Source organism: Cognatishimia sp. WU-CL00825 (assembly GCF_040364665.1).
In the GTDB taxonomy this organism is placed as follows: domain Bacteria; phylum Pseudomonadota; class Alphaproteobacteria; order Rhodobacterales; family Rhodobacteraceae; genus Cognatishimia.
Genome location: NZ_BAABWX010000001.1, coordinates 773,353 through 799,345, shown reverse-complemented (window position 1 = coordinate 799,345; position 25,993 = coordinate 773,353). Strand labels below are relative to the sequence as shown.

Below are 25,993 nucleotides of genomic sequence, written 5' to 3'. Positions count from 1 at the left end.
CCTTCCCCCAGCTATCAGACTAAAAGCCCCCTATCGGGTCGTTAGCTCAGTTGGTAGAGCGCTTCGTTTACACCGAAGATGTCGGGAGTTCGAGCCTCTCACGACCCACCATTTACCCCTTTGAATTCAAAAGAGTTTCCCCCTTGGGGATCGATGCATCATTTTGATTTCGCAGCGGTCACTGACCCACAGGCGCATCATTTCCTATTGCTGTGAACTTTTTGCCGATGGCCTGCGCTTTTCTTAACAAACCCCAGATGCCCCCCCGGCATCCGCCAAAGCGTTTCTTAAAAAAACTGATTCAACTTTAACGATTTTTCGCCAAAATCGAATGATCAATCACGCTGCGGGCATCGCGGAAAGGCCTGAATCCATACAATAAAGTTAAAAAAACGGCAAAAAGCATCAAAAATGATTTCCCGATGATGCAACAGTAAATGCAACAACAAAGTTAACAACACAGGGAAAACAAAATGCAATCTGGCACCAAAATTTCACTCGCAGCACTCGGGTTAACTTGCATCGGCAGCCTGGCACATGCGGACTGTGGCGAAGTCTCTATTACGGAAATGGACTGGGCCTCATCTGCGGTGGTCACCCATGTTGCAAATGTCTTAATGACACATGGTTATGGCTGCGAGGTGTCTTTGATTCCATCCTCAACAACACCTGCAATGACGTCGGTGGCGGAAACCGGTCAGCCCGATATTTTGACAGAGCTTTGGACCAACTCCTCCCCAGTCTATGAAGAGTTGCGCGCTGAGGGCAAATTGCTGGAACTGGGTCACGTATTGTCTGATGGTGGCGTAGAGGCCTGGTGGCTGCCTGCCTATCTGGTTGAGGCGCATCCGGAACTTAAAACCATTGACGGCATCAAGGCCAACCCAGAACTTGTAGGCGGCCGTTTTCACGATTGCCCATCAGGCTGGGCCTGTGATGTGGTGAACAACAATAATCTAAAAGCACTGGGCATGGCAGAGGTCGGGATCGAACGGTTCCAACATGGCTCTGGCGAAACGCTCGCAACTGCAATCGCGGCCGCTTATGCGAACAAAGAACCATGGTTTGGTTATTATTGGGCCCCAACTTCGGTTTTGGGCAAATACCCGATGGTTCAAGTTGAAATGAATGCCTTTGATGCTGATGCACACGCCTGCAACAGCGATCCAGAATGCAGCGCACCAACGGCTTCGGCTTATCCGACTGCAAAAGTTATCACAGCGGTCACGCCGGCGCTTGAACAACGTGAACCTGAAATCGTTGCTTTCCTAAGCAAAATGTCGTTCACAAACACCCAAATGGGTGAAGTGCTGGCATGGCAAGACACCAATTCCGCGAGCTTCGAAGAAGCGGCTGTGTATTTCTTGGACACTTATAAAGACGTCTGGGGAAACTGGCTCAACGACGACGCGCGTGAAAAACTAGCGCTGTTGCTGAAGTAAAAGACTAAATTCAGGCACAAGGTGCCGCTAAAAACTAAAAAGCACCCGAAGGTTATTCGGGTGCTTTTTTCGACATGTGATTTTTTATGACCTTAAGAGCTGCTTTAGATCCAATTCCAAATTGCTAACATCTGATGGTTGGGGTGATTTGCCACTTTCGATCAACCGTTTTGCGACCATATAGGCCCGGGGATCATTCATGGCGTCAACGGCCAAAAGCTTGGGCCCTTTGTAGTACCAAATCGACAAGGCCCCGGTTGCAGACGTGCGTTTTACGATCTGATCATATCTAGATGAAAGACCGACAATTTGCAATTTTGTATCAAATTGATCGGACCAGAACCAAGGCTTGGCAATATAGGATGCCTCTTGACCGCAGAGCACCCGTGCAACCGTCGCGGCCTGATCAATCGCATGGCCTACGCTTTCCAGACGCGCCAGTTTGTCGCCCAAAGGGAAGCACGCACAATCACCCGCGGCAAAGATGTTTTTGTCCGACGTCCGACACTGTTCATCAACCAAAATGCCATTATCCAAGGTCAGGCCAGCGCTTTCGGCAAGCGCTACATTTGGTCGGATACCGATGCCAACGATGGCAAGATCAACCGGCAGCTTGCGACCGTCAGACAGGCTAGCGCCGACAACATGCCTATTTTCGGTATGCAGAGCTTCGAGCTTGACGCCCTCTAAAATTTGCACGCCATGTCCTTGGTGCAAATCACGAAAATACGCGGCGGTTTCTGCTGATGCCACGCGGCCCAGAATACGTTCGCCGGCTTCAACCAAAGTGACTTTCATCTTAAGCTTTGCTGCAACAGCTGCTGCTTCGAGGCCGATATAGCCGCCGCCCACAATCAAAGCATTTGCGTCTGGTTTCACTGCCCTTGACAGCTCGTCGACATCTGCCAGATTTCTGACATAAAACACCCCTTGGGATGCACCGCCAATCGCTGCAGGCAATTGGATCGGCGACGAACCTGTGGCCAACACAAGACTGTCATAGGCTTTTGCCGCGCCATCTGCCAGCCGTACCTTTTGGCCTGCCACATCGATCTCTGTCACTGCATTAGACAAAACCAGATCAATGGCCTGATCCTTATAGAAGCTTAGGGGGCGCAAATACATGCGCTCTAAGGCCATGTCCCCTAGCAGATAACCCTTTGATAAGGGGGGTCTCTGATATGGCGGGGCGCTTTCCTGTCCTATCAGGGTCAGCTCTCCTGAAAACCCAAGTTTCCTTAGATTTTCACAAACTGAAAACCCTGCCTGACCTGCGCCAACTACAACAATCTTTTTGGTCATGCTTATCTCAGGTGCCTTGTGGCTTTTTGCATTGCAATAATAAGCGCGTCGCGCTCGGCGGACAGTTCAGCCACAGATTTTCCCTGCGCTTCATCGTTCACGCCATCGACCAATTGTTTGGCCAATGCGTCGTCAAGATACACTTTGCCCAGATCGTCCCACCAACCATTGAATGTAGCTTCAAAATGATCGCAGAATGATTGCAGCCCACCGGGCCCTGCCCCAAGGTTGAACAGCATGGTTGGCCCCATTGCGGCCCATCTCAGCCCAGGACCAGCCCACATCGCCTTGTCGACATCCTCAACGCTGGCCACGCCTGACACCACCAAACTGATCGCTTCGCGCCAAACAGCGGCCTGTAGGCGGTTTGCAATATGACCATTCACCTCTTTGCGCACGCGAATGGTGGTTTTACCGACAGCTTCATAGAAGGCCTTTGCCCCCTTTAGAACGTCGTCATCGGTCTTGTCATTGGCCATAAGTTCGACCAGGGGAATCAGATGAGGTGGGTTAAAGGGGTGGCCCAGAATGAACCGGCCTGGGTTTTCCCAACCTTGCTGCATTTGCCCTAGGGTCAGACCTGAGGCGGAACTGGCGACAATGGCGTCTGGCAGCAGCTCTGCCTCGATTTCCTTGAAAGTCGCATGTTTGATCGGCAGGCGTTCGGGGACGTTTTCTTGTACAAACCCAGCCCCTTGAATGGCAGAAGCAGCGCTTTGGTGAAACGTGATTGCATCTGGATTGCCGTTGTCCGCCAAACCCAATTCTTGCAAAGCAGGCCAAGCGTTTTCAATGTAGTCGCGCACAGCTGATTCAGCGTTTGGACCCGGGTCATACATCGCGACCGAACGGCCAGATGCTAAGAACAATGCTGCCCAGCTTGCGCCAATAACGCCGCCACCCAAGCAGGCCGTGTGTGAAGTATCAACCATCAGAACAAACCCGGATTAAGTGGCGACGCAGCGGTCATGCCGCCATCAACAGTAAAACATTCACCTGACACATAGGGGGCTTGGTCAGACACCAGCCAAGACACCATCTTAGCTATATCCTCTGGTTGTCCAAAACGACCGACAGGGTGACGCGCCAAGGCATCCTGCATGGCCGCTTTGGGATTATTGGCGAGGGCAAAACCATCTTCGGCCATTGCCGTCATGATCCATCCGGGCCGGATGGCATTGCAACGCACCTGCGGCCCATGGTCGACGGCAATAGAACGCGTCAAGCCGTGCACAAAGGCCTTGGACGCATTGTAAAGCGCCATGCAAGAGTCTGCGACTTCGCCCGAAATCGACCCCATGTTCACGATAGCCCCCCCCTGAGCCGTCATGCTGGGCAACACAGCGCGACACATGTTGAATGTGCCACGACAGTTGACGTCCATCACCAGATCATAGTCTGCGTCGGTGCTGTCGGCGGTTGTTTTTTCCACTTGGACACCGGCGTTGTTCACCAGAACATGCACAGCCCCAAAGGCTTCTGTTGCGGCCTCGACCAAAGCATTGGCCTCTGCGACGCGGGACACATCCGCTTGCTTCCAGATCACTTGCTGTGGCAAATCAGAAGGCCTTTCGCCGCGACCACAGGTCACGACATTCATTCCGTCAGTGACCAGCCGCGTGACGATGGCGCGGCCAATGCCGCGCCCACCGCCAGTTACAATTGCTGTTTTCTGCATATCAATCACCCGTGTGCAATCATGACGTGACGCACTGCTGTATAGGCGTCCAGAGCATAGACTGACATGTCACAACCTGTGCCTGAGCTTTTCATCGCGGCCCAAGGCATTTCGGGTGTGGCCACACCATGCGTGTTCACCCAAGTAAAGCCATAGCGTAACTTTGACGTCATGCGCATGGCTCTGCCGGTGTCTTTTGTCCAGACAGAGGAGGCCAAGCCAAAATGGCCACTATTTGCAATGCGCAAGGCTTCTTCTTCATCGCTAAAGCGCGAGATCGTCACGACCGGGCCAAATATTTCGGTGCAGGCCACTTCTGCAGTGTTGTCAACGTTCGCAAGCACGGTTGGCTGGTAGAAAAAACCCGGCCCGTCGATCATGTTGCCGCCGGATACGACCTCGCAGTGGTCGCGCGCACGATCGACAAACCCGGCTACGGTATTGCGCTGTGCCGCAGAGACAATTGGGCCCATTTCAGTGCCCTCGGCGCGCTGTGCACCAACTTTGATTTGTCCAACTTGTTCTGCCACTGCTGCAACAACTTTGTCATAGATGGCATCAGCCACCATGATGCGGCAGGGTTGAGCGCAATCCTGCCCAGCGTTGAAAAAGCTGCCATAGCGCACGGTTTCTGCCACCGCATCGATGTCGGCATCCTCAAACACAATGACCGGCGCTTTACCACCCAGTTCAAGATGCACATGGCGTATTTGATTGGCCGCGGCTTTCATGGCTTCGGCACCGGTTTGATTGGACCCGGTGATGGTGATTGCTTCGGTGCGCGGATCGTTGATCATTTGGTTCCCAACGTTACGCCCTGCCCCGTGCAACACGTTCACCACACCTTTTGGTGCAACCGAGCTGATCAATTCCGCAGCGCGTAAACTGGACAGCGGTGTGACTTGCGACGGCTTGAGCGTTACGGTGCAGCCTGCGGCCAATGGAGCCGCCATTTTCCATGCGGCCATCATCAACGGATAGTTCCAAGGCGCAATGGCTGCCACCGGCCCAACCGGATCGCGGCGGATCATACTGGTGTGGCCAGCCACATATTCCCCAGCAGCCACACCGCTTATGGTGCGCGCTGCTCCGGCAAAAAACCGAAAGGTGTCAAGTGTAAGCGGCATTTCGTCATCAAGCGCAGAGGGCCAGGGTTTGCCAACATCCTGGCTTTCCAGAGCCGCCAATTCTTCGGCATTCTCTTGCAAAACATTGGCGATATTTGTCAAAAGCTCAGCGCGTTCGCCGGGGCTTGACTGCCCATAGGTTTGAAAGGCTTCGTGTGATGCGGCCGCCGCTGCATCGACTTGCTCGGTGCTTGCAGCATTAATTGCTACGATTTCGGTGCCTGTTGCAGGATCAAGTACTGAAATTGGCGCATCGTTGCCTGTAACAAGCTCGCCGTTAATCAACATTTTGGTTTGCATGCTATCCTCCTCAGAACGCAACTTGGTCCGCTCCCTTCAGACCAAGGCGCTCGCGCGCTTGGGCTGGGGTCGCGATTTCATGACCAAGATTTTCGACAATATTACGGATTTTGCGCACTTGCTGCGCGCTGGATACGGCTTTTTCGCCAGGTCCAATGTAGAGGCTGTCTTCCAAGCCGACGCGCACGTTACCACCCAAAAGCGCACTTTGGGTGGTAAAGGGCATTTGATGACGTCCTGCGGCCAATACCGACCATTCATAGTCGTCGCCAAACAGCTTGTTTGCAATGGTGTGCATATGCATCAGATTATCAAGATCAGCGCCAACGCCGCCCAATATACCAAAGACCATTTGTATAAATATTGGGCCTTCGATCCATCCCTGATCCCGGATCCAGGCCAGGTTATACAAATGCCCCAGATCATAGCACTCAAACTCGAACCGGGTGCCATGCCCCTGCCCCAATTCTTTGAGGCAATATTCGATGTCGCTAAACGTGTTTTTGAAAATAAAGTCGCGGGTCATATCCAGAAATTCTGGTTCCCAAGAATGTTTCCAATTTGAATATTTGTCTTTCATTGGGAAGATCCCAAAGTTCATGGAACCAATATTCATCGAGGCCATTTCCGGGCTTGTGACCATGGCCGCTTTCAAACGGTCTTCCCGGCTCATGCCAAGGCCGCCGCCGGTTGAAACATTCACGACTGCGTCTGTTGCCTGCTTGATGCGCGGCAGAAACTGCATGAACAGATCGGGGTCTGCATCTGGTTTGCCGGTTTCAGGATCACGCGCATGCAAGTGAATGATCGAAGCGCCTGCTTCTGCTGCATCAATACTGGCCTGCGCAATCTCGGTCGGCGTGATTGGCAGATGCTCGGACATTGTCGGGGTATGAATGCCACCTGTGGGTGCGCAGGTGATGATCACTGGTTTTGATTTTGCCATCATAGTATCCGATCAAAGTTTCATTTGTTGAACTTGTGCTGACAATCCACCGTCAAGCACCCAAAGCTGTCCACTTGCATAACGCGCCTCGTCAGAGGCCAGCCAATTCACTAGGTTGGCGATGTCATCTGGTGTGCCGTAGGTGCGCATTGGGTGCACGCCTCGCACCGCCTGTTGCAAATCATCAATGGATTTGCCATCGCCGCCCGATCCCTCGCCGGTAAAGAAGCTTTGCAGCATTGGCGTGTCGATGTAGCCAGGACAGATGGCGTTCACACGGATGCCTTCTGGACCATGATCACAGGCCATGGCCCGCGTCAGGGCATGCACCGCCCCTTTGGTGGCGCAATAGGCCGCCAAACCGGGATCTGCGATAAAACCATCATAGGAGCCAAAGTTGATCACCGAGGCAGTTGTGCCGGACTTTGTTGCCGCGCGCAGCAATGGCAGTGCATATTTGGACGTCAGGAAAGTGCCGGTGCAATTTACCGCAAAGGACTGATTCCATTCATCCAAAGTGGTGTCTTCGATGGTTTTTTCGATTTCGATTCCAGCAGCGTTCACCAAGATATCGAGTTGTCCAGAGGTTTCCAGAACCTGCGCCATCGCTGCTTTGACTTCGTCTTCGGAAGCAACATTCATGCGCACAAAGACGCTGCCATCATTGTCGTGTGCGGCCAGCGACCCTTGTTCGCTAAGGTCGGCTGCAAATACCGTTGCACCTTCTTTTAGAAAGCGTGCCACGATTGCGCGGCCAATGCCGCCGCGGCCACCGGTCACTAAAGCTGTATTACCCTGAAGTTTCATAGTCACTTATTTTCCTGTGTATTCAAACGGTAACGACCTGCGGCGACCGTCCAATCCATGTGATTTCGAATGTATTGTTGCGAGGCATCCGACGGCGGGTTGTAATCCCAATGCGCGCCAGCACCTGCCTGCATGCATGCGTGCAGCTTGTGGCGGGATCGTTGGGTTTCGATAATCGTTGTGCGCAGCGCTTCGCTGTCCCAACGGTCTTTGACCTCTGCAGCAAAGGCCAAGGCCTGCGGATGATAGCGCGGATCTTCTGCGACATTATGCAGTTCTTTGGGATCTACTGAAAGATCATAGAGCTGCGCTGGATCTGACTCACAATGTACATATTTCAAAGAGCCACGCCGGATCATAAAGACCGGATAGGATGTCATCTCGGCACAATATTCACCGATCGCTTCGTCAATTGGGTCGTGTTCACCGCGCGCAAGCGGCAGCAAACTGCGCCCATCCACGGGTTCACCCAAGATGCTTGAGTCTCCGCCACCGATTTCGATCAGTGTTGGCAATATATCAACCAGCGAACAGGCATTTGATGCGGTGCCGTGATTGACCATTGGGCCGGCCATGATCAATGGAATGCGCGCAGAGTGTTCAAAGAAAGACATTTTATACCACAAGCCGCGTTCGCCCAGCATATCGCCGTGATCAGCACAGATCATGATAATGGTATTATCAAGCTCGCCAATGTCAGTCAGGGTCTGAACGATTTCGCCAACTTTGCTGTCAAAATAGCTGACGTTGGCCAAATAAGCATGCCGTGCCTGACGGATCTCTGCATCTGTCAGCGGCTTGGTGCTGGCTTCTGTTCCATCCATCAAACGCCGAGAAAACGGATCTTGTTCGTCCGGCGTGAATGTGACCTCTGGCATATCGATGTCAGCATCATCGTACAGATCCCAGAATTCAGGTTTCGCCACATAGGGTTCGTGGGGATGAATGAAGGATGCCACCAAAGCGAAGGGTTCCTGGTTGCCCAGTGTGCGATCACGGGCGCGGTCCACAAGCCAGCGCCGCGTGGCAAAGCCCACTTCATCGTCATAATCGGTTTGGTAGGTGGCAACCGCCTGTCCGCTTTCTTTGACCGTGCCCATATTGTGAAACCACTTGTCGATACGTTCGTCAGGCGCATCCCAATTCGGGGTCCAGGCAAAGTCAGATGGATAGATATCGGTGGTGATCCGGTCCTGAAAACCATGCTTCTGATCGGGACCAACAAAGTGCATTTTTCCACTAAGACAAGTATGATAGCCCAATGTCTTCATGTAATGCGCAAAAGTTGGAACAGAGGCACCAAATTCGGACGCATTGTCATAGGCCCCAATCTTGCTGATGTGTTTGCCAGACAAAAAGGCAAAGCGCGAAGGCGCGCATAACGGCGAGTTGCAATAGGCGGCGTCAAAGCGCATGCCGCGGTTGGCAAGCGCATCTATATGCGGCGTCTTTGCGGTCCGGTGCCCATAAGCCCCACAAAAATGTGGTGCGAACTGATCGGCCATGATCAAAACGATGTTTGGTTTTTTTTGCATTTCAGCTCTCAAGTTGATCAGATGTAAGCCGTCCGCCCTGAATGCTTAATGCACCCAGGGCGACGCCCCATTGGGACAAAGTTGAAACGATCACGCCTGTGTGGCAGTGGCAGTTTTGGCGTAGGCCTCTAGAATGAGACCATGAAAGTGATGCAAGGCGTGCTCTGATTGCCCTGATCCTTCAGGATCGTTGACGATCCGGCCTTGGGTAAAGGCAGGTGTATTCATGCCGCGCTGAACCCGTTCAACTAGATTGATATCTTCGACCTGCAACACTTCATCCAAATAGCGGATGGTTTCGATTTCTGCTTCGTTCGGCGTCGTGTCTTCGAGGAAGAAATCATAGGTTTCCAAGGTGCGATCAGGGCCAACTGGAATAATGTTGAGCACAATCAAAGACGAGCGACCAGGGTAACGCATGATGCAGGTATTTGGCCAAAGCCACCAAACCGCATGGGTGCGCACCGTGGCGTTTGAAACATCATAAGCGCTGTTTTCAGCCTTGCCAGCATCCGCCATGTGGCTTGAATATATGCCATGGGTGGTCACCTTATAGGTGTCCATGTCCACCAGATCACAGAAGTCTTTATGCGCCGTTGGGCAGTGATAGCATTCCAGAAAGTTATCAACGATATTTTTCCAGTTTGACTTGATGTCATATGTCAAACGATGAGCAAACGTCAGGTTCTCGATGTCTGGAGCCCAATGTTTGATCTCTGTCGCCAGTTCGCCCGACATTTCAGCCAGTGGCACTGCAGAAGTATCCAGATTGACATAGATAAAGCCGCAGAATTCTTCGACACGAACCTCATCAAGACAGATTTCTTTGGTTTGAAAATCATCCAAGTTTTCGGTATGCGGTGCGCGCACCAAATTGCCGTCTAGCTTGTAAACCCAGGCGTGATAAGGGCACATCAGACGCGACGTGTTTCCTTCGCCAGAGACAAGCGTATGCGCCCGGTGTTTGCAGACATTGTAAAAGGCGCGCAAGACACCTTCGCGGTCTCGCACCAAGGCAATTGGGTTTCCAGCGATATCTATTGTCACGTAGTCCCCGGGGTTTCGCAGCTTTTCTACATGGCACACCCATTGCCATGTTTTTGCGATTACCTCTTTGACATCAACGTCATGCCAGACCGGATCTGTATAGGCATCCGCCTTGAGAGAGAATGAGCGAGATGCGTCTGGGTGATACCCTTTTGCGATTTCCGCTCGTTGCTGTGGGGTTGGCAGCTCTGTCATTTCGAACCTCGTTTAAGACCTATTGCTGCTTGCCTGTTGGCGAAGCTTTCAACAAAATTATCCCGCGCGCCCCGTGTGACTGAACTTTTTCAGCCAATATCTTAACTATTTTGGCCCTAAGCTTCGCCTTTTGGATTTCGGTGCAAAGGCCAAGCACGAAACTCAAATGGAATGCGTCCTTCGCCACGGTCTTGCAAAGGAGAAAGCCCAAACCTCTCTCGATACGCCCGGCTAAAATGAACCTGATTTGAAAAACCACTCGCAACAGCAATTTCAGCCATCGACAAAGTTGTCTGCGTGACCAGCCCCCGCGCCCGATCCAGTCGAATATCACGGTAGTACAAAACTGGGGTTTTGTTCAAATAACGAGAGAAAAGCCGTATGAGTTGCCGTTGGGATATACCTATATTCTTACTGATCTCTGGAATTGTGAGCGGATCTTCGAGGTGGGCTTCCATTTCTGAGATCGCTTGCTTGACGGTATCAGGCACGTTTGCGCCCATTGGTTCATCTCCAGAGGGATTCTGCGATTTGCCCGCGCCCCTGAATTCTGGGTGGAAGATATACCGTGCGGCCGCATTGGAAATCGCTGGCCCCAGTGTGCTGTGAATGATGCGCAGGGCAAAATCGACAGAGGCGACGCCGCCGGAACAGGTTATAAATTTGCCATCAAAAACGCTGAGATTCTCGCTGACATCGATGTTTGGGAAGAGTTCGATAAAGGAATCGATATGTTCATAGTGCACGGTGGCACGCTTGCCGCGCATCAACCCGGTTTCAGCAAGAATAAAGGCCCCGGTGTCCAGGCCGCCTATGGTTTTTCCAGCGCGCGCAGCCGTGCGCAACGCTTTGTTAATACGCGCTGTGCTCACGTCCTCTGGCGTCCAGCTTGAGGAAACAATCGTGATATCTGGTGCAACTTCGTCAAGGTTCACCAACGCTTGGGTGTCGATAGAAACCCCATTGCTGGCCACACAGGGGCCGCCCATGTCCGACGCAATTTCCCAGCGAAACAGACTGAGGCCCTCTAGATAGTTCACCGCACGAAACGGATCGATGAAGTTCATCGTCGCGGCTAGGTTGAAATTCGGCGTCACGATAACGCGAATTAACGTTGATTGAAGCATTTCACGCATATTTGTCCGTTTTTGTTAATAATGTGTCCAATAAAGTTGAAACTCGCAAGCTTGTTCAGCTCAGGATAATCGATCAAACGCAGCCATCAGCTTGGGCCAGTCAATTATGGAAGCACCTAACGATCATCCTACCATAGACCCTGAAACCACCCCATCGACGCCATCGGTGCAACGCGCTGCTGTGTCACAAGGCGTGGCCCATGTGGACCTGCCTGGCACTTACGAAACAGAGTCTTATGCTTTTGTTTTGCTGCCCAAAATGTCCCTGAATGCGTTTAGTGCTGCGCTGGAACCTTTGCGGATTGCGAACCAGTTGACGGGAAAAGAGCTGTTTCGCTGGGTATTGGTTTCCGAAGATGGGCAGGCCATCGCCTGTTCGAGCGGTGTGGAAATTAGCGTTGCTGGGGATTTTTCTCTCGTGCAAAGCACAGACAAGATCCTTGTTTGCAGCGGTGTGAACCCGATTTTGCATACGTCGGACAAAGTGGCAAATTGGATGCGCTTTCAATGGCGCAAAGGACAAACGGTTGGCGGGATTTGCACCGGGGCCTATGCGCTGGCAAAGGCGGGCATTCTGCAAAACTCTGAGTTCACGCTGCATTGGGAAAACCTTGCGCCCTTCAGCGAGACCTTTGACCAATTGGAACCCTCTGAATGTACCTTTGTTTTTGACAACCGGGTCTGGACCTGTGCCGGTGGTATTGCGGCAACCGATATGATGATTGCGCGGATAGATAAGCTGTTTGGCTCTAAGCTTGCTGTGGCCGTAGCGCAAATGTGTCTTGTGAATGTGCCAAGGTCGTCCAATGATCCGCAAAAGTCCTCGACGGCTGCTACGTTCGGCATTCGCGACAAAAAATTGCTGAAGGCGGTCAATTTTATTCAGGATAATTTTGAGGAAGACCTTAAGCTCGACGAGCTTGCTGCAATGTGCAACGTGTCGCGCCGGCAAATGGAACGTCTGTTTAAGCGCCATCTTGATTTGTCCCCCCGCAGCTTTCTTGTTGATGTTCGCCTACAACAGGCCCGCACCATGTTGGCAGGCACTGATCTGTCGATAATCGAGGTGGCGACGGCTTGTGGATTTGGCTCGACAAGCTATTTTTCAAAACGCTTTCGTATGAAATTTGGCGCGTCGCCCTATCGTTTCCGATTGTCCTCTGAGGCGAATGGTAAATTGGCCTAAGGGCGTTGCCCAACGTGACGCCCAAGCCCTTGTGGTAAGGGCAATTTTTCATGTTCTGCACGCAGGCTTGCTACCGCATTGGCAACGTCATCAGACGGCAAGCAGCCGCGACGGCTTTTCAGATCGACATGCACCAACAGTGTCTCAACCGTTGCCACTGGCTGGGCAGGCGCTGCGCTGCGAAAGAGCGTGTGAAACAAATGCAGGGTTTTGGGCGCCCCTTGCAGTACACGGGTCATGGTGACCAAATGGTCCCCTGCATGCGCCTCTGCCAAGAACCTGACGTGGCTTTCGGCGGTAAAATAGCTCTTTTGAGTTGCAACATAATCCTGCCCTGCACCGATATAGTCCAGCAAAGCATCTGTGGCTTTAGCCGCGACTTCGACGTATCGCGCCTCGTTCATGTGACCATTCATGTCAGTCCAAGCGTCTGGCACTATCAGATCACAAGATTTGAATAGAATTGATTGTAGATCACGCAGGGATATCGGTGCTTCGGGCATTATTTCATTCCTAATGTGCCAAGTTGTGGCGTGCCAAACCGCGGCCCAGTTTGCATTGGGCATTTGCACCTAGATTACAGGAATGTATGCAAATTCAAAAAGCCCCGCGACAGATCACGGGGCTATGGCGACACCGCAAGATAAACATGCGGGCTTGATTGCCGCAAAGTGTGACTTGCAGCCGAAAACGGACACTAAGACAAAAAGGGGCAAATTTCGCCTAAATGCCCGGCTTTCGCAGCAATTCGGCCGCATTTATCTGAAAATTTTAATCATCTTTAGCAAAGTTATAAAGGAGATCGTCATGCATATTCGCCACACACAATTTCAAGACGCAATGAACCGTCCGCGTTTGGGCCGCCTCTTTGAACTCATCCGTCAGGAAAATGTTTGCGCGGGCAGCGCCCCACAATCGCAAGCGATTGAGCACGCAAAAATCGAAAGCTTTCGCGAACTTGCCTGTGCGTCCTTAAAACGGTGACCTAGCCTCTGAAACCCGTCGCAATTACAAATTTTTCCGAAGAATCCGCGCGAGACGACGGCGGTTTTACGTTCACAACTTTGGTGAATTTCTGCTTTAGCAGTTTTTGCAGTTCACCTTCTGCGCCACCTGCCAAGACCTTGGCAACAAATGTGCCGCCCTCTTGCAGCACGTCAAACGACAAATATGCGGCAGCTTCGCATAATGCGATGATGCGCAGGTGGTCTGTTTGCTTGTGGCCCGACGAGGATGCCGCCATGTCAGACATGACCACATCGGCTTTGCCGCCAAGCCATTCTTTGACTTTCAGGTCTGCGTCATCTTCCATGAAATCAAGTTGATAGATTTCGGCACCTGGCAGTGGCTCGACTTCTTGCAAATCAATTCCCAAGACCGTGCCAACCTTTTTACCGGGTTTTTCACCCAGCGCATTTACCCGCGGCACTGCGACTTGAAGCCAGCCACCGGGGGCGCAGCCCAAATCGACGATGCGCGCGCCTGGCACCAAAAACCGAAATTTGTCATCCAGTTCCAAGATCTTGAACGCGGCGCGGCCCCGAAAACCTTCGGCTTTGGCCCGTTTGACATAGGGGTCATTCAACTGGCGTTGTAACCAACGGGTAGAACTGATGCTGCGCCCACGCGCAGATTTGACCTTGATCGTCAGATCACGTTGACCCCGCCCAGAGGTATTCTTTATTCCTGACGGTTTTTTGTCTTTCACAGCTTCACCCAATTATTGCGAAGAATCGCTTTGATGCCTGATACACCTAGAACGGCCCATCTTCCAGAACACCGTCGTTTGACATCTGTGCATAAAGCAGGCCTTCGCGCAGCCCGCGATCGGCAACCGACAGGCGGTCGGTTGGCCAACAGCGTAGCAAGGCTTGCAAAATGGCTGAGCCAGACATGATCAACGCATGGCGATCCTGACCGATGCGCGGGTCTTGTCGACGGCCGGTTGGCCCAAGCCGCAAATAGTCATTGATCACCTTGTCTATTTGCTCTGATGTCATGCGAAGCCCATCCACCTTGTTGCGATCATATCGTCGCAATCCAAGGTGGCTTGCGGCAACGGTTGTGACGGTGCCAGAGGTGCCAACAATCTGAAAGCCTTCGCGGGGTTGCTCGTCTTTATAGGGGGCGAAATCGGCGAGGTTTTCTTCGAAAAACCAACTCATTAGGGCAAAACGCGCCGCGTCATCCTCGACGTCATTAAATTGATCGCGCAGGGTTGCCACGCCCAAGGGTACGGATATCCAGTCAACCACGCGGGCAGCCGGAAACGGCGTGTCGATATTCTGCAACCCACCGCGCATGCGCATGATGGATTTGGGCCGCTCGCGCGCGGGCACTTTGGACAGATCAATCCAAACCAGTTCCGTAGAGCCGCCGCCGATATCAACAACTAGCAACTGTTCGGTCTTGGTGGACACTAGCGGCGCGCAGGAAATGACCGCAAGCCGGGCTTCTTCCTCTGCAGGAATGATTTCAAGTTGCAAACCGGTTTCACGGCGCACCTGCTTGATAAAGTCTTTGGCATTGCGCGCCCGACGACAGGCTTCGGTCGCTACAAGCCGCATGTGTTTCACACGATGCCGGCGCAATTTTTGCTGGCAGATCCGCAGGGCTTGTATCGTGCGGCGCATCGAGCCACGCGACAAGCGCCCAGTCTTTTCCAGGCCTGATCCCAACTGGACCGACTTAGAAAAGCTATCAACCACATGAAACTGACTGCCCTTTGGTTGGGCAATCAACATGCGGCAACTATTTGTACCAAGATCCAGTGCTGCATAAAGCTCACTTGGATCCGGTGTCTTGGGCGCGGAGCTTTCGACCGGTTTCGGGAATGCGCCCGCACCTTTGGGACGCTTGGGCGCCATATTACACGCCCTCCATTTCGAGTTAACACCAGCGTAGTGCTTTGAAAGGCAACGCGCAATCCCCTGCCCTTGATCTGTTCAAGATCATCATTAGGATTTTTCAGTCCCCTGGCTGTGGCGCTGCAGGCCGGACACAGATAGAAGCCAAGAGGTCGCGGATTGTGGCCTTTAAGTCGAAAATGGACCCGGAACTGGAAAAAAGCTGGTCTACCAAGAGCTATCAAATAAGGAACTTCAACATGCCAGACGTCACCATCGTATTTTGGCGCGACATCCCAGCTCAGGTTATTGTGGGCAAAGGGCGTCGTGGCGCGAAAAAACAATTGGCGGAGCGGTTTGAGCAAGCCATTGACCGGGCGGCGATGAAAATCGGCTCTTCTGACGCGGATGCCTATCTGGCGGAATGGCGCAAAGCAGATCCTTATGCGGTGGACGGAGACCCTGCTGAAATCGTTGCTGCCGAGGCAGAACGGCTTGAGCTGGAATATGATCAGCAACGCTTAAAATCCCTGATTCAAAATGATGGGTGGGCGTGACACAACATTGGTTCTTGGAGAGGCTCATGGCGCTATTAAATTTCAAGAAAAGACTTGAAACTGGGCAGGATGGATCCCCCCAAGTTCAAGATTTTCTGAAGGGGTATTCGATTGAAGTGATGCCGCGGACAGCGGAAAAAATCGCTGACTTTCGAGATCATCTCCCGGCAGATACGCGGGTTTACATTGCCCATATTGATGGAACATCCATCACTGATATGGTGGCCACCGCACGGCGGATCACTGATGCAGGCATGACAGCCATGCCGCATTTTCCAGCGCGAATTATTGCTGACAAAGCTGAGCTTCAGACTTGGATCTCGATGTACCAAAACGAGGCAGGCGTCGAACAAGCGCTGCTTTTGGCTGGCAACAACAAAGAGCCCAAAGGTGATTTCCACAGCTCTATGCAGCTCTTGGAGACAGGCCTGTTTGACAAAGCAGGCTTTAAGCGGCTGCATGTGGCCGGACACCCGGAAGGCAACAAAGACATTGACCCGGATGGCGGCATGACTTTGGTGAACGAAGCATTGCATTGGAAAAACAATTTCCGCGACACAACCGACGCAGAAATGGCCATTGTGACCCAGTTCTGCTTTGAGGCCCAGCCGATCATTGAATGGGCAAATGGCTTAAAGGACAATGGCATCACCTTGCCGATCCACATCGGTATCGCTGGCCCTGCCAAGCTGCAAACGCTGATAAAATTCGCCATTGCCTGCGGTGTTGGTCCTTCGTTGAAGGTCCTGCAAAAACGCGCAATGGACGTCACAAAACTATTGCTACCCTATGAACCAACAGATGTTGTAAAAGCTCTGGCGGACCACAAGGCTGCGCATCCGGATTTCAATATTCAGGCCGCACATTTCTTTCCGTTGGGCGGCATCAAAACAAATGCAAAATGGGCCACCGACAACGGCGGGTCCTCCACGAAACCAGCAAATGCTTAAGGAATTTTCATGACCCGTACCGTCATCGAATCTGCGACAAAAACAACGATCATCGGATTTGATCAGCCCTTCAGTGTGATTGGTGAACGTATTAACCCGACGGGTCGCAAGATCTTGAATCTGGAACTGGAACGCGGCGATTTTTCACGCGTTCAAGCGGATGCTCTTGCACAGGTGGCCGCCGGTGCAAATATTCTTGATATCAATTCAGGCGCTGTGTTTTCCAACAAAATGGCAGAAGACGTGCGTTATGCGGACAACAATTTTGTCGAACCAACCCTGATGAAAGAGCTGATTGAAACCGTTCAGTCGGTGACAGACAGCCCATTGTGTATCGACAGCTCGGTTCCTGGAGCCTTGGAAGCCGGGCTTGCTGCTGCGCATGGCCGCCCGCTGTTGAACTCTGTGACAGGCGAAGAAGAGCGTCTGGAACTCGTGCTACCGCTGGTCAAGAAGTACAACGTGCCCGTGGTTGCGATTTCTAACGATGACACAGGTATTTCCGAGGACCCGGATGTGCGTTTCGCGGTTGCCAAGAAAATCGTCGAACGCGCGGCTGACTTTGGTATTCCTGCACATGACATTGTGGTGGATCCGCTGGTGATGCCAATTGGCGCAATGGCAACGGCTGGTCATCAGGTCTTTACGCTGGTGCGCCGTTTGCGCGACGAGTTGGGTGTGAATACCACCTGTGGGGCTTCTAATATCTCGTTTGGACTGCCCAATCGTCATGGTATCAACAACGCCTTTTTACCGATGGCCATCGCGGCAGGCATGACATCTGCGATCATGAACCCTGTGGCCCTGCCGATCGGCCCCAAGAAGATCGCGGCGAAACGCGAAGAAGTCGAAGCGGCAGGCATTGTGTTGCCGGACGGCATGGATGACGAAGCATTTGTTCAAATGTTCGGCATGGGTTCTACACTGGCGCGTCCGGGTAAAGAGATGGAAGCCATTCGTGCGGCCAACTTCTTAACCAATCGCGATGATGGCGGCGCAGATTGGATCAAGTTCAACGCAGCCCCTGCAGCAGAGGGTGACTCTGGTCGCGGACGACGTGGTGGCGGCCGCCGACGTCGTGGCTAAGAAGCATTAAGTAACCCCGCGAAATTGCGGGGTTACTTGTTTATTATCAATTACTTCTGAACGATTGCACACGTGATACAAGAGATGCAGTCGCGACATGTAGCGCCGAAATATCTGCGTTGTCTTCCATCGCTGGAGCCAGTTTTACGGCCAGCTCTTTGCCCAATTCCACGCCCCATTGATCGTAGGAATTGATCCCCAAAAGCACACCTTCAACAAACACACGGTGTTCATAAAGCGCAACGATTTGCCCCAACACAAACGGAGTAAGTTTGTTGTACATCAGCGTGGTTGATGGGCGGTTTCCGGCAAAGACACGTTGCTGCGCGTTTGCTTCCAACTCGGCTCCTGCAAGCCCCTTGGCTTTCATCAATGTGCGGGCGTCTTCTATGGGACGGCCCAACAGCAAGGCTTCGGATTGCGCCAGGCAGTTGGACAAAAGCGCCTTGTGGTGTGCATCGAGGTCAGGCGAGTGGCCCTGCGCCCCAACGATGAATTCACAAGGCACAATCTGTTTGCCCTGATGGATCAATTGATAAAACGCATGCTGCCCATTGGTGCCCGGTTCACCCCAGACAATTGGGCCGACCGTTTGATCCAATGGCTCTCCGTCAAGGCTGACACTTTTGCCGTTTGATTCCATTTCAAGCTGCTGCAAATAGGCTGGCAAGCGCAACAGGCGCTGTTCGTAGGGCAAGACCGCGCGGGTGCCATAGCCACTGATTTGATGGTGCCAGATACCAACCAGCGCCAGCAATACCGGCATGTTTTCCGCCAGCGGGGCGTCGCAAAAATGCCGATCCATCGCCTGTGCGCCACGCAGAAACTCCGTAAACGACTCTGGCCCAACCGCCAACATGATCGACAGGCCAATAGGACCCCACATCGAATAGCGACCACCAACCCAATCTTCAAAACCAAAGACCCGGCTGGATGGAATACCGAATTCTGCAGTGGCCTGCATCGCGGTCGAAATCGCCGCAAATTGCGCGCCCGGATCTTTGACCTCTTTGGCCATCCACGCCATGGCACTGCGGGCATTCATCATGGTTTCAAGTGTTGTGAATGTCTTGCTGGCCACCAGAACCAAGGTGGTTTTGGGGTTGAGACCTGCCAGTTTGTCCACCAAATCAGCCCCATCCACGTTGGACACAAAATGGCATTTCGGACCGTCGTGAAAGGCCGCCAGAGCAGGCACAGCCATGGCCGGACCCAGGTCGGAGCCGCCAATGCCAATATTCACAACATCGGTGATCTTGCCCCCCTCGCCCGTAAATGAACCGCTGCGGACTGCATTTGCAAAGTCGGCCATTTGGGCCAATGACTGTTTGACGCCGGGCATCACATCGACCCCGTCCACGATCACGCCAGGACCATCCAAGTTTCGCAACGCTGTGTGCAAAACGGCGCGGTCTTCGGTCTGATTGATTTTTTCACCTGCAAACATTGCCGCGCGGCGGGTTTCCAGCGCCTTTGAGATCGCCAACTCTATCAGTGCGGCTTTGGCCTCAGCGTCAATATTGGTCTTGCTATAATCAAAGAACAAGCCATCGCATTCGCTCGCGAATTCTGAGCTGCGTCCCGGATTGTCAAACAAGTCATTGATATGTCTATCTTTTGTCGCCGCGTGCAGTGCCGTGAGTTTATCCCACATTCTTATTACTCCGTCCAATGTACCGTTGCGCCATCCATCACCGCCCGTATTGGGGCCTGTTTTGCTGGCAGATGCCTTGCGGCGTCTAGGGCTTGATATTTTTCTTTGCCACGAAACACCACATGTTTGCGCAGAGCTCCATTCAGGACATGCGCTGCGAGTGTAACGCGGGCTTCTGGTTGGCTTTTGGGGCGCACAGGCAGCAGTACCGGCGCAGCCGAATCCAAGGCCGCGACCAGTTCGTCAGAATCAGGAAACAACGAAGCTGTGTGCATATCAGGCCCCATACCCAGCACCGCCACATCAATCGGCAACAAGCCTGTCAGATTATCAATCAGCCCTGAAATTGCGTCTTCGGGTTGGGGGGCATCCGCATAAAGCGGCAAAAGCCTGGCCTTGCTTGCCCGGTTCACCAAAAGCCGTTCGCGCAACAAGGTGGTGTTGCTGCGTGGACTGTCAGCCGGCACCCAGCGTTCATCGGTTAGAATGACATCAACGCGCGACCAATCCAGATCTGCAGCACAGAGATCATCAAAAATCGGACCGGGTGTCGAGCCACCGGGAACCGCAAACAAAACCCGATCTTCATGTTGCAGGGCTGCGGTCAGATCGCCTGCAATGGCATTGGCGACATCAATCGCCATCATGTCAAAATCGCTATATTTTTCAATTTTCATTCTGCAATTTTCCTCCACTCTCGACCCTCACGTTGCATCAGCAACATAGCGTCAATTGGACCTTCGCTAAACGCATCATAGGGTTTTGGAACATCAAAACGCGCTTCCCATCCTTGAATAATCGGATCGGTCCATGCCCAGGCCGCTTCGACTTCGTCGTTGCGCATGAACAAGGTTTGATTGCCGCGTAAAACATCCATAATCAGGCGCTCATAGGCGTCTGGCGTATCGGCATCAGGCCCAAGGGCTTCTGCAAAACTCATGTCCAGGGGCACATCCAGCAGGCGCATTCCGCCCGGCCCCGGTTCCTTGATTGTCACCTTCAGCGTGATGCCTTCGTCTGGTTGCAATTGAATGCGCAATTCATTGCTGTGTTGTCCGGCTTCGGGGCCAAAAATAGAATGTGGCGTGTTCTTAAAAGCCACAATGATTTCTGAATCGCGCGCTTTTAAGCGTTTGCCGGTGCGCAGATAAAAGGGCGTGCCTGCCCAACGCCAATTTTGCACAGCACACTTGAGCGCCACAAAACTTTCGGTTTTGGATTGAGGATTCTCAACATCTTCGCGAAACCCTTGGGTGCTTGCGGTTTCAGCATATTGGCCACGCACCAAGTGGTGTGGCTCGACGGGTTCTAAAGCGCGGATAACTTTAAGTTTTTCATCGCGCACGGCATCCGGGTCAAATTTGGCTGGGGGTTCCATGGCTGTCAGGCACAGCAACTGCATCAAATGGTTTTGCACCATATCCCGCATAGCACCGGATTTGTCGTAATAGGCCCCTCGGCCCCCTACGCCAACTTCTTCGGCCACTGTGATCTGGATATGATCGATGTATTGACTGTTCCAAAGCGGCTCAAACAGCATGTTGCCAAAGCGCACAGCCATCAGGTTCTGGACGGTCTCTTTGCCAAGATAATGATCAATGCGGTACACTTGGGTTTCGTCAAACCGACTGGACAGCGCCTTGTTCAAGGCCTTGGCGGATATCAGATCGCGCCCGAATGGTTTTTCTACCACAATGCGCGTGTCGTCTTGCACCATTTTATGCAGATGCAGCCGGTCTGCCAGATCGTCAAACAGATTAGGGCCAACCGAAAAATAAAATGCTCGCACCCGGTCAGTGTCGAGCTTGGCGCTTAGGACATCCCAGCCCTCTTCCCCCATGGCATCGATTTTCACATAATCCAGACAGGTTAGAAACGCGTCGACCTTTGCAGTATGAGACGGTGCATCGTCAGCTGCCAAAACGGCTTCTTTTGCAAAGTCTTGATAGGTTTGCATTGTCATATCAGACCGCGCCGCCCCAATAATACGAGAGCCTTGCGGAATCTGCCCATCACAGAACCGCTTGAACAAAGCAGGCAGAATTTTCCGGCGAGCAAGATCGCCCGTGCCGCCAAAAATGATCAGGTCGAACAAGTCGACTGGAATAATTCGCGAAACCATTTGATCCTCTGAGTTGGTGGTCAAGCCACATCCGTTAGCGCTAACGCACCCTATCAACTCCGCTGCACGCAAACAAGAGCATTCACAACCCTGTCAGGTCAGCGCAATTATATTTCCCTTGGCTGAAATCTTCGATACCACAAAGGAAACAAGGGAATGACCTACTCATGAAAGATCACGCAAATATCGGCAAGTTTGTTGATCCTTATCTTACAGCAAAGGGCGAAGACCGCGCCAGCGTTCGCTTGGAAAACCCGCAAACACTGTGGTTTAACACTGGCACCCTGTGCAATATCGAATGCGAGAATTGTTATATTCTCAGCTCTCCGACCAATGATGCCTTAGTATATATGTCAGCCGACGAAATAAGCGATTACCTAGATCAGCTGGACGATCGAAATTGGGATGTCAGCGAAATTGCCTTTACCGGCGGCGAGCCTTTCATGAACCCGGAGATGATAGAAATGGCGCGCCGAGCGCTTGCGCGAGGCTATGAGGTTTTGATCCTAACCAACGCGATGCTACCGATGCAACGCAAGAAAGTTAAACAAGGTTTACAAGAACTTAACAAGCGATTTGGCGAAAAGCTGACGCTGCGCATTTCCGTTGATCATTGGTCTGAAGAGCTGCACGATAAAGAGCGCGGCACAGGCAGTTTTGCAAAAACCCTAGCTGGCATGCTTTGGCTGCGCGATAACAAAATCAAAATGGCCGTGGCGGGCCGCACCGTATGGGGTGACACTGATGTGGCTTCCCGCCAAGGGTATGCGGAACTCTATCGAAAGCATAACTTTAATATTGATGCGCAAAACCCTGGGGAAACAGTACTTTTTCCAGAAATGGATGAGAAGATCGAAGTGCCAGAAATCACTACCGCCTGCTGGGGTATTCTGGATAAATCGCCTTCGCAAGTTATGTGCTCTAATTCCCGCATGGTGGTTAAGCACAAGGGCGCAGATCGCCCATCTGTGATCGCCTGCACGTTGCTGCCCTATGAAAAAGAGTTCGATATGGGCAGCACACTGCAAGAGGCAGAGCAACCCGTTCAACTCAATCATCCGCATTGCGCCAAATTCTGCGTTTTGGGCGGGGCAAGCTGTTCTGCCTAACCGCAGAAAGAGCTTGCAATTCGACTTGATCAAACTGTTTGATACATCCGCGATTTAGCCGGTCAATTTCAGCAAATTCAGCCACCTGAAATCGCGGATTTCTGCACTAGTTTTGGCTTTCGCCACAAGCGCCATTGCGCCCTATATCCTGCCTCTGTTATAAAACTTACAACAAGATATAGACTGCCGAAAAAAAGCGAGCACCATACGTGAGCGAAACGCCAGAAACACCTGATTCCGAAGAAGAAAAAACAGTTACACGCATGGAGCACCATGGCCCCAGTGTGACAATCGAAGAGGAAATGCGCACCTCTTATCTTGATTACGCCATGAGCGTGATCGTGAGCCGCGCGATTCCCGATCTTCGGGACGGCCTGAAACCGGTCCATCGCCGCATTTTATATGCGATGCACGAGACCGGAAATACCCACGATAAATCCTATCGAAAATCGGCGCGTCCGGTGGGCGATGTGATGGGTAAATATCACCCGCACGGCGATGGAGCGATCTATGATGCTTTGGTCCGTATGGCGCAGGACTTTTCGATGTCATTGCCCTTGCTGGATGGCCAAGGCAACTTTGGCTCGATGGATGGCGATAACCCAGCTGCGATGCGTTATACCGAAGTGCGCATGGACAAGCCGGCAGCCTTTGTTTTGGCTGATATCGAAAAAGACACGGTTGATTTCCAAGACAACTATGATGGCAAAGACAAGGAACCAACAGTTCTGCCATCGCGCTTTCCCAATATGCTGGTCAATGGGGCTGGCGGCATTGCGGTCGGGATGGCGACAAACATTCCGCCGCACAATTTGGGTGAGGTCTGCGAAGCCACTTTGGCGCTAATCGAAAACCCGGATTTGACGTCTGAAGAGCTGATTGAGTATATCCCAGGCCCTGATTTTCCGACCGGTGGCATTATGCTGGGTCGTTCTGGCGCGCGCAAAGCCTATCTTGAAGGCCGTGGCAGCGTCATTATCCGGTCAAAAACCCGTGTCGAAGAAATACGCAAGGATCGCTATGCGATTGTGATCGACGAGATCCCTTATCAAGTGAACAAATCTGCGATGATCGAGAAAATCGCAGAACAAGTGCGCGAGAAAAAGGTCGAAGGCGTCGCGCATGTGCAGGATGAATCAGATCGTAACGGCGTGCGCGTTGTTGTTGAATTGAAACGCGATGCGACGGCCGAAGTCGTGCTTAACCAACTGTTCCGCTTTACGCCAATGCAAACCTATTTTGGCTGTAACATGCTGGCGCTGAATGGCGGTCGCCCAGAACAGCTGACATTGCGGGCATTTTTGACATCGTTTGTTGATTTCCGCGAAGAAGTTGTTGCACGGCGTACGGCCTTTGAACTGCGCAAGGCCCGTGAACGCAGCCATATCCTGTGTGGTCTGGCGGTTGCGGTTTCAAATGTAGATGAAGTCGTTGCAACCATTCGGTCCTCGGCGGATGCGGCTGAAGCGCGGCAAAAACTGATGCAACGTCGTTGGCCAGCGGCTGATATTGCGGCCTATATCCGCTTGATCGACGATCCGACCCACACAATGAACGACGACGGAACCTATAATCTGTCTGAAACCCAGACGCGAGCAATTCTGGAGTTGCGGTTGCAACGCCTGACGCAAATTGGCGTCAAAGAAGTGACCGACGAGCTGGAAGAGCTGGCCGGTAAGATCAAGGAATACCTAGAGATCCTTGGGTCGCGCGAACGTATTATGGGAATGATTTCTGCCGAGCTGCAAGAAGTCAAAGACAAGTTTGCTGTGCCCCGTCGTACCGATATTGTTGACTGGTCTGGCGACATGGAAGATGAGGATTTGATCGAGCGCGAAGATATGGTCGTAACGGTCACATCTGGCGGTTATATCAAACGCACAGCACTGGCTGATTTCCGTGCGCAAAAACGCGGCGGCAAAGGTCTGTCAGGCATGCAGACCAAAGAAGAAGACGTGGTGACCACATTGTTTGTGGCCAATACGCATACGCAGCTGCTGTTTTTCACAACCGATGGCATGGCCTATAAGTTGAAGACATGGCGCTTGCCGTTAGGTGGCCGTACCGCCAAGGGCAAGGCAATTGTTAATATTCTGCCCATTCCGACGGGTGTGTCGATTGCCGCCATCATGCCAGTAGACCGTGAAGAAGAGGAATGGAAAGATCTGCAGATTGTCTTTGCGACTTCGGCTGGCGACATTCGCCGCAATGCGCTGAGCGATTTCACCAATGTGAAGCGAAATGGCAAGATTGCCATGAAGCTGCCAGAAGATGTGGAATTGGTAAATGCGCGGATCGCAACCGAAGAAGATGACGTCATGTTGGTGACAGATTCTGGTCGAGCCATCCGTTTCCCAACCACCGATGTGCGTGTGTTCAAAGGCCGGGATTCCACCGGCGTGCGTGGCATTCGTCTGTCTGGAGAAGATCGGGTTGTTTCAATGTCAGTGATCCGACATTTTGAAGCCAGCTCTGATGAACGCGTGGCCTATCTGAAAATGCGCCGCGCTGTGGCCGGCGCTTTGGATGACGAAGCCAACGGTGAAGAAGACGCAAACAGCAACGCAACCATCAGCCCAGAGCGCTATGCGGAAATGTCTGCGGCCGAGATGCTGATTTTGACCATCACCTCTGGCGGGTCTGGCAAGCTTTCAAGTTCGCATGACTATCCGGTGCGCGGACGTGGCGGCATGGGTGTTGCGGCAATGGACAAAGCGATGCGCGGCGGTGATTTGGTGGCCTCTTTCCCTGTTGAAATGGCTGATCAAATCATGCTGGCAACATCCAAGGGCCAATCAATCCGTGTGCCGGTTGATGGCATTTCGTTCAGGTCACGCTCTGCCGGTGGTGTTCGGGTGTTTGACACAGCCAAACGCGAAGTTGTTGTTTCGGTGGCTTGGATTGCAGAGCAAAACGAGGAAGAGGCTGTCGAAGAAACGGCCGAAGAATAGCCCCCTGAATTTCACAG

Annotated in this window: 23 protein-coding genes and 1 tRNA gene; 9 read left to right on the top strand and 15 right to left on the bottom strand. The window is 52.5% G+C overall.

The window, feature by feature from the left end:
• Positions 1-35 precede the first annotated feature (35 nt).
• Positions 36-111: transfer RNA gene (locus ABXG94_RS03860), tRNA-Val, on the top strand.
• A 362-nt stretch (positions 112-473) separates the two neighbouring features.
• Positions 474-1,442 (top strand): ABC transporter substrate-binding protein, encoded by a 969-nt coding sequence (locus tag ABXG94_RS03855; protein WP_353532422.1) that lies wholly within the window; start codon positions 474-476, stop codon positions 1,440-1,442.
• 84 nt (positions 1,443-1,526) lie between these two features.
• Here ABXG94_RS03855 and ABXG94_RS03850 read toward each other — a convergent pair whose 3' ends face one another.
• The 9 genes from ABXG94_RS03850 to ABXG94_RS03810 form a co-directional block, all read right to left on the bottom strand.
• A complete protein-coding gene (locus tag ABXG94_RS03850; RefSeq protein WP_353532421.1) occupies positions 1,527-2,744 on the bottom strand; it encodes an NAD(P)/FAD-dependent oxidoreductase in 1,218 nt (405 codons plus the stop codon).
• A gap of 2 nt (positions 2,745-2,746) precedes the next feature.
• Entirely contained in the window at positions 2,747-3,676 is a 930-nt protein-coding gene (locus ABXG94_RS03845; RefSeq protein WP_353532419.1) for a 3-hydroxyacyl-CoA dehydrogenase NAD-binding domain-containing protein, read from the bottom strand.
• A complete protein-coding gene (locus ABXG94_RS03840; protein ID WP_353532418.1) occupies positions 3,676-4,422 on the bottom strand; it encodes an SDR family NAD(P)-dependent oxidoreductase in 747 nt (248 codons plus the stop codon). Before ABXG94_RS03840 ends, ABXG94_RS03845 begins: the two co-directional genes overlap by 1 nt.
• A gap of 5 nt (positions 4,423-4,427) precedes the next feature.
• Positions 4,428-5,849, bottom strand: coding sequence for an aminobutyraldehyde dehydrogenase (locus ABXG94_RS03835; RefSeq protein WP_353532416.1), 1,422 nt, complete (start codon positions 5,847-5,849; stop codon positions 4,428-4,430).
• A gap of 10 nt (positions 5,850-5,859) precedes the next feature.
• A complete protein-coding gene (gene kce, locus ABXG94_RS03830; protein ID WP_353532415.1) occupies positions 5,860-6,795 on the bottom strand; it encodes a 3,5-dioxohexanoate:acetyl-CoA acetone transferase in 936 nt (311 codons plus the stop codon).
• A gap of 12 nt (positions 6,796-6,807) precedes the next feature.
• Positions 6,808-7,602, bottom strand: coding sequence for an SDR family NAD(P)-dependent oxidoreductase (locus ABXG94_RS03825; RefSeq protein ID WP_353534000.1), 795 nt, complete (start codon positions 7,600-7,602; stop codon positions 6,808-6,810).
• A 2-nt stretch (positions 7,603-7,604) separates the two neighbouring features.
• The gene (gene betC, locus ABXG94_RS03820) at positions 7,605-9,137 is read right to left on the bottom strand and encodes a choline-sulfatase (protein ID WP_353532414.1); all 1,533 of its coding nucleotides are present in this window, start codon (positions 9,135-9,137) and stop codon (positions 7,605-7,607) included.
• A 90-nt stretch (positions 9,138-9,227) separates the two neighbouring features.
• Positions 9,228-10,379: an aromatic ring-hydroxylating oxygenase subunit alpha gene (locus ABXG94_RS03815; protein WP_353532413.1), complete on the bottom strand. Its 1,152-nt coding sequence runs from the start codon at positions 10,377-10,379 to the stop codon at positions 9,228-9,230.
• Positions 10,380-10,495: 116 nt separating this feature from the next.
• A complete protein-coding gene (locus ABXG94_RS03810; RefSeq protein ID WP_353532412.1) occupies positions 10,496-11,515 on the bottom strand; it encodes a GlxA family transcriptional regulator in 1,020 nt (339 codons plus the stop codon).
• Between the two features lie 106 nt (positions 11,516-11,621).
• On the opposite strand from ABXG94_RS03810, the gene ABXG94_RS03805 reads away from it, so the two are divergent.
• Positions 11,622-12,701: a GlxA family transcriptional regulator gene (locus ABXG94_RS03805; protein WP_353532411.1), complete on the top strand. Its 1,080-nt coding sequence runs from the start codon at positions 11,622-11,624 to the stop codon at positions 12,699-12,701.
• Here the strand turns inward: ABXG94_RS03805 and ABXG94_RS03800 are convergent.
• Positions 12,698-13,204: a thioesterase family protein gene (locus tag ABXG94_RS03800; RefSeq protein WP_353532410.1), complete on the bottom strand. Its 507-nt coding sequence runs from the start codon at positions 13,202-13,204 to the stop codon at positions 12,698-12,700. The two genes, ABXG94_RS03805 and ABXG94_RS03800, sit on opposite strands and share 4 nt — an antisense overlap.
• Positions 13,205-13,508: 304 nt before the next feature.
• Between ABXG94_RS03800 and ABXG94_RS03795 the strand changes: the two genes are divergently transcribed.
• Complete coding sequence (locus tag ABXG94_RS03795; RefSeq protein WP_353532409.1) at positions 13,509-13,685, top strand: hypothetical protein; 177 nt, start codon at positions 13,509-13,511, stop codon at positions 13,683-13,685.
• A 1-nt stretch (position 13,686) separates the two neighbouring features.
• Here the strand turns inward: ABXG94_RS03795 and ABXG94_RS03790 are convergent, their stop codons facing one another.
• Both ABXG94_RS03790 and ABXG94_RS03785 read right to left on the bottom strand, forming a co-directional pair.
• Positions 13,687-14,409 (bottom strand): RlmE family RNA methyltransferase, encoded by a 723-nt coding sequence (locus tag ABXG94_RS03790; protein WP_353532408.1) that lies wholly within the window; start codon positions 14,407-14,409, stop codon positions 13,687-13,689.
• A gap of 46 nt (positions 14,410-14,455) precedes the next feature.
• A complete protein-coding gene (locus ABXG94_RS03785) occupies positions 14,456-15,568 on the bottom strand; it encodes a Ppx/GppA phosphatase family protein (RefSeq protein ID WP_353532407.1) in 1,113 nt (370 codons plus the stop codon).
• Between the two features lie 239 nt (positions 15,569-15,807).
• On the opposite strand from ABXG94_RS03785, the gene ABXG94_RS03780 reads away from it, so the two are divergent.
• Genes ABXG94_RS03780 through ABXG94_RS03770 form a run of 3 tightly spaced genes read left to right on the top strand, consistent with a single transcriptional unit; the run spans position 15,808 to position 18,140 of the window.
• Entirely contained in the window at positions 15,808-16,104 is a 297-nt protein-coding gene (locus ABXG94_RS03780; RefSeq protein ID WP_353532406.1) for a virulence factor, read from the top strand.
• 26 nt (positions 16,105-16,130) lie between these two features.
• Complete coding sequence (locus ABXG94_RS03775) at positions 16,131-17,054, top strand: methylenetetrahydrofolate reductase (RefSeq protein WP_353532405.1); 924 nt, start codon at positions 16,131-16,133, stop codon at positions 17,052-17,054.
• A gap of 9 nt (positions 17,055-17,063) precedes the next feature.
• Positions 17,064-18,140, top strand: coding sequence for a dihydropteroate synthase (locus tag ABXG94_RS03770; RefSeq protein ID WP_353532404.1), 1,077 nt, complete (start codon positions 17,064-17,066; stop codon positions 18,138-18,140).
• Positions 18,141-18,186: 46 nt separating this feature from the next.
• Here the strand turns inward: ABXG94_RS03770 and pgi are convergent, their stop codons facing one another.
• From pgi to zwf, 3 genes are read right to left on the bottom strand one after another with little or no spacing between them, the layout of a single operon-like run.
• Positions 18,187-19,794, bottom strand: coding sequence for a glucose-6-phosphate isomerase (gene pgi, locus ABXG94_RS03765; protein ID WP_353532403.1), 1,608 nt, complete (start codon positions 19,792-19,794; stop codon positions 18,187-18,189).
• Between the two features lie 5 nt (positions 19,795-19,799).
• Positions 19,800-20,471 (bottom strand): 6-phosphogluconolactonase, encoded by a 672-nt coding sequence (pgl, locus tag ABXG94_RS03760; RefSeq protein WP_353532402.1) that lies wholly within the window; start codon positions 20,469-20,471, stop codon positions 19,800-19,802.
• Positions 20,468-21,916 carry a glucose-6-phosphate dehydrogenase gene (gene zwf / locus ABXG94_RS03755; protein WP_353532401.1) on the bottom strand — a complete coding sequence of 483 codons (1,449 nt, stop codon included), beginning with the start codon at positions 21,914-21,916 and terminating at the stop codon, positions 20,468-20,470. The genes pgl and zwf overlap by 4 nt, the downstream gene beginning before the upstream one ends.
• 167 nt (positions 21,917-22,083) lie before the next feature.
• On the opposite strand from zwf, the gene ABXG94_RS03750 reads away from it, so the two are divergent.
• The gene (locus tag ABXG94_RS03750) at positions 22,084-23,025 is read left to right on the top strand and encodes a radical SAM protein (protein WP_353532400.1); all 942 of its coding nucleotides are present in this window, start codon (positions 22,084-22,086) and stop codon (positions 23,023-23,025) included.
• Positions 23,026-23,234: 209 nt separating this feature from the next.
• Positions 23,235-25,976 (top strand): DNA gyrase subunit A, encoded by a 2,742-nt coding sequence (gene gyrA / locus ABXG94_RS03745; protein WP_353532398.1) that lies wholly within the window; start codon positions 23,235-23,237, stop codon positions 25,974-25,976.
• Positions 25,977-25,993 lie beyond the last annotated feature (17 nt).

Bases quoted from the DNA above. Each gene is read 5' to 3' on its own strand.
- kce (WP_353532415.1), bottom strand. From the start codon at position 6,795: ATGGCAAAATCAAAACCAGTGATCATCACCTGCGCACCCACAGGTGGC.
- ABXG94_RS03825 (WP_353534000.1), bottom strand. From the start codon at position 7,602: ATGAAACTTCAGGGTAATACAGCTTTAGTGACCGGTGGCCGCGGCGGC.
- ABXG94_RS03855 (WP_353532422.1), top strand. From the start codon at position 474: ATGCAATCTGGCACCAAAATTTCACTCGCAGCACTCGGGTTAACTTGC.
- ABXG94_RS03845 (WP_353532419.1), bottom strand. From the start codon at position 3,676: ATGGTTGATACTTCACACACGGCCTGCTTGGGTGGCGGCGTTATTGGC.
- ABXG94_RS03805 (WP_353532411.1), top strand. From the start codon at position 11,622: ATGGAAGCACCTAACGATCATCCTACCATAGACCCTGAAACCACCCCA.
- ABXG94_RS03750 (WP_353532400.1), top strand. From the start codon at position 22,084: ATGAAAGATCACGCAAATATCGGCAAGTTTGTTGATCCTTATCTTACA.
- pgi (WP_353532403.1), bottom strand. From the start codon at position 19,794: ATGTGGGATAAACTCACGGCACTGCACGCGGCGACAAAAGATAGACAT.
- ABXG94_RS03795 (WP_353532409.1), top strand. From the start codon at position 13,509: ATGCATATTCGCCACACACAATTTCAAGACGCAATGAACCGTCCGCGT.
- ABXG94_RS03850 (WP_353532421.1), bottom strand. From the start codon at position 2,744: ATGACCAAAAAGATTGTTGTAGTTGGCGCAGGTCAGGCAGGGTTTTCA.
- betC (WP_353532414.1), bottom strand. From the start codon at position 9,137: ATGCAAAAAAAACCAAACATCGTTTTGATCATGGCCGATCAGTTCGCA.
- ABXG94_RS03835 (WP_353532416.1), bottom strand. From the start codon at position 5,849: ATGCAAACCAAAATGTTGATTAACGGCGAGCTTGTTACAGGCAACGAT.
- ABXG94_RS03780 (WP_353532406.1), top strand. From the start codon at position 15,808: ATGCCAGACGTCACCATCGTATTTTGGCGCGACATCCCAGCTCAGGTT.
- ABXG94_RS03810 (WP_353532412.1), bottom strand. From the start codon at position 11,515: ATGCGTGAAATGCTTCAATCAACGTTAATTCGCGTTATCGTGACGCCG.
- ABXG94_RS03770 (WP_353532404.1), top strand. From the start codon at position 17,064: ATGACCCGTACCGTCATCGAATCTGCGACAAAAACAACGATCATCGGA.
- ABXG94_RS03800 (WP_353532410.1), bottom strand. From the start codon at position 13,204: ATGCCCGAAGCACCGATATCCCTGCGTGATCTACAATCAATTCTATTC.
- ABXG94_RS03775 (WP_353532405.1), top strand. From the start codon at position 16,131: ATGGCGCTATTAAATTTCAAGAAAAGACTTGAAACTGGGCAGGATGGA.
- ABXG94_RS03785 (WP_353532407.1), bottom strand. From the start codon at position 15,568: ATGGCGCCCAAGCGTCCCAAAGGTGCGGGCGCATTCCCGAAACCGGTC.
- zwf (WP_353532401.1), bottom strand. From the start codon at position 21,916: ATGGTTTCGCGAATTATTCCAGTCGACTTGTTCGACCTGATCATTTTT.
- ABXG94_RS03815 (WP_353532413.1), bottom strand. From the start codon at position 10,379: ATGACAGAGCTGCCAACCCCACAGCAACGAGCGGAAATCGCAAAAGGG.
- pgl (WP_353532402.1), bottom strand. From the start codon at position 20,471: ATGAAAATTGAAAAATATAGCGATTTTGACATGATGGCGATTGATGTC.
- ABXG94_RS03840 (WP_353532418.1), bottom strand. From the start codon at position 4,422: ATGCAGAAAACAGCAATTGTAACTGGCGGTGGGCGCGGCATTGGCCGC.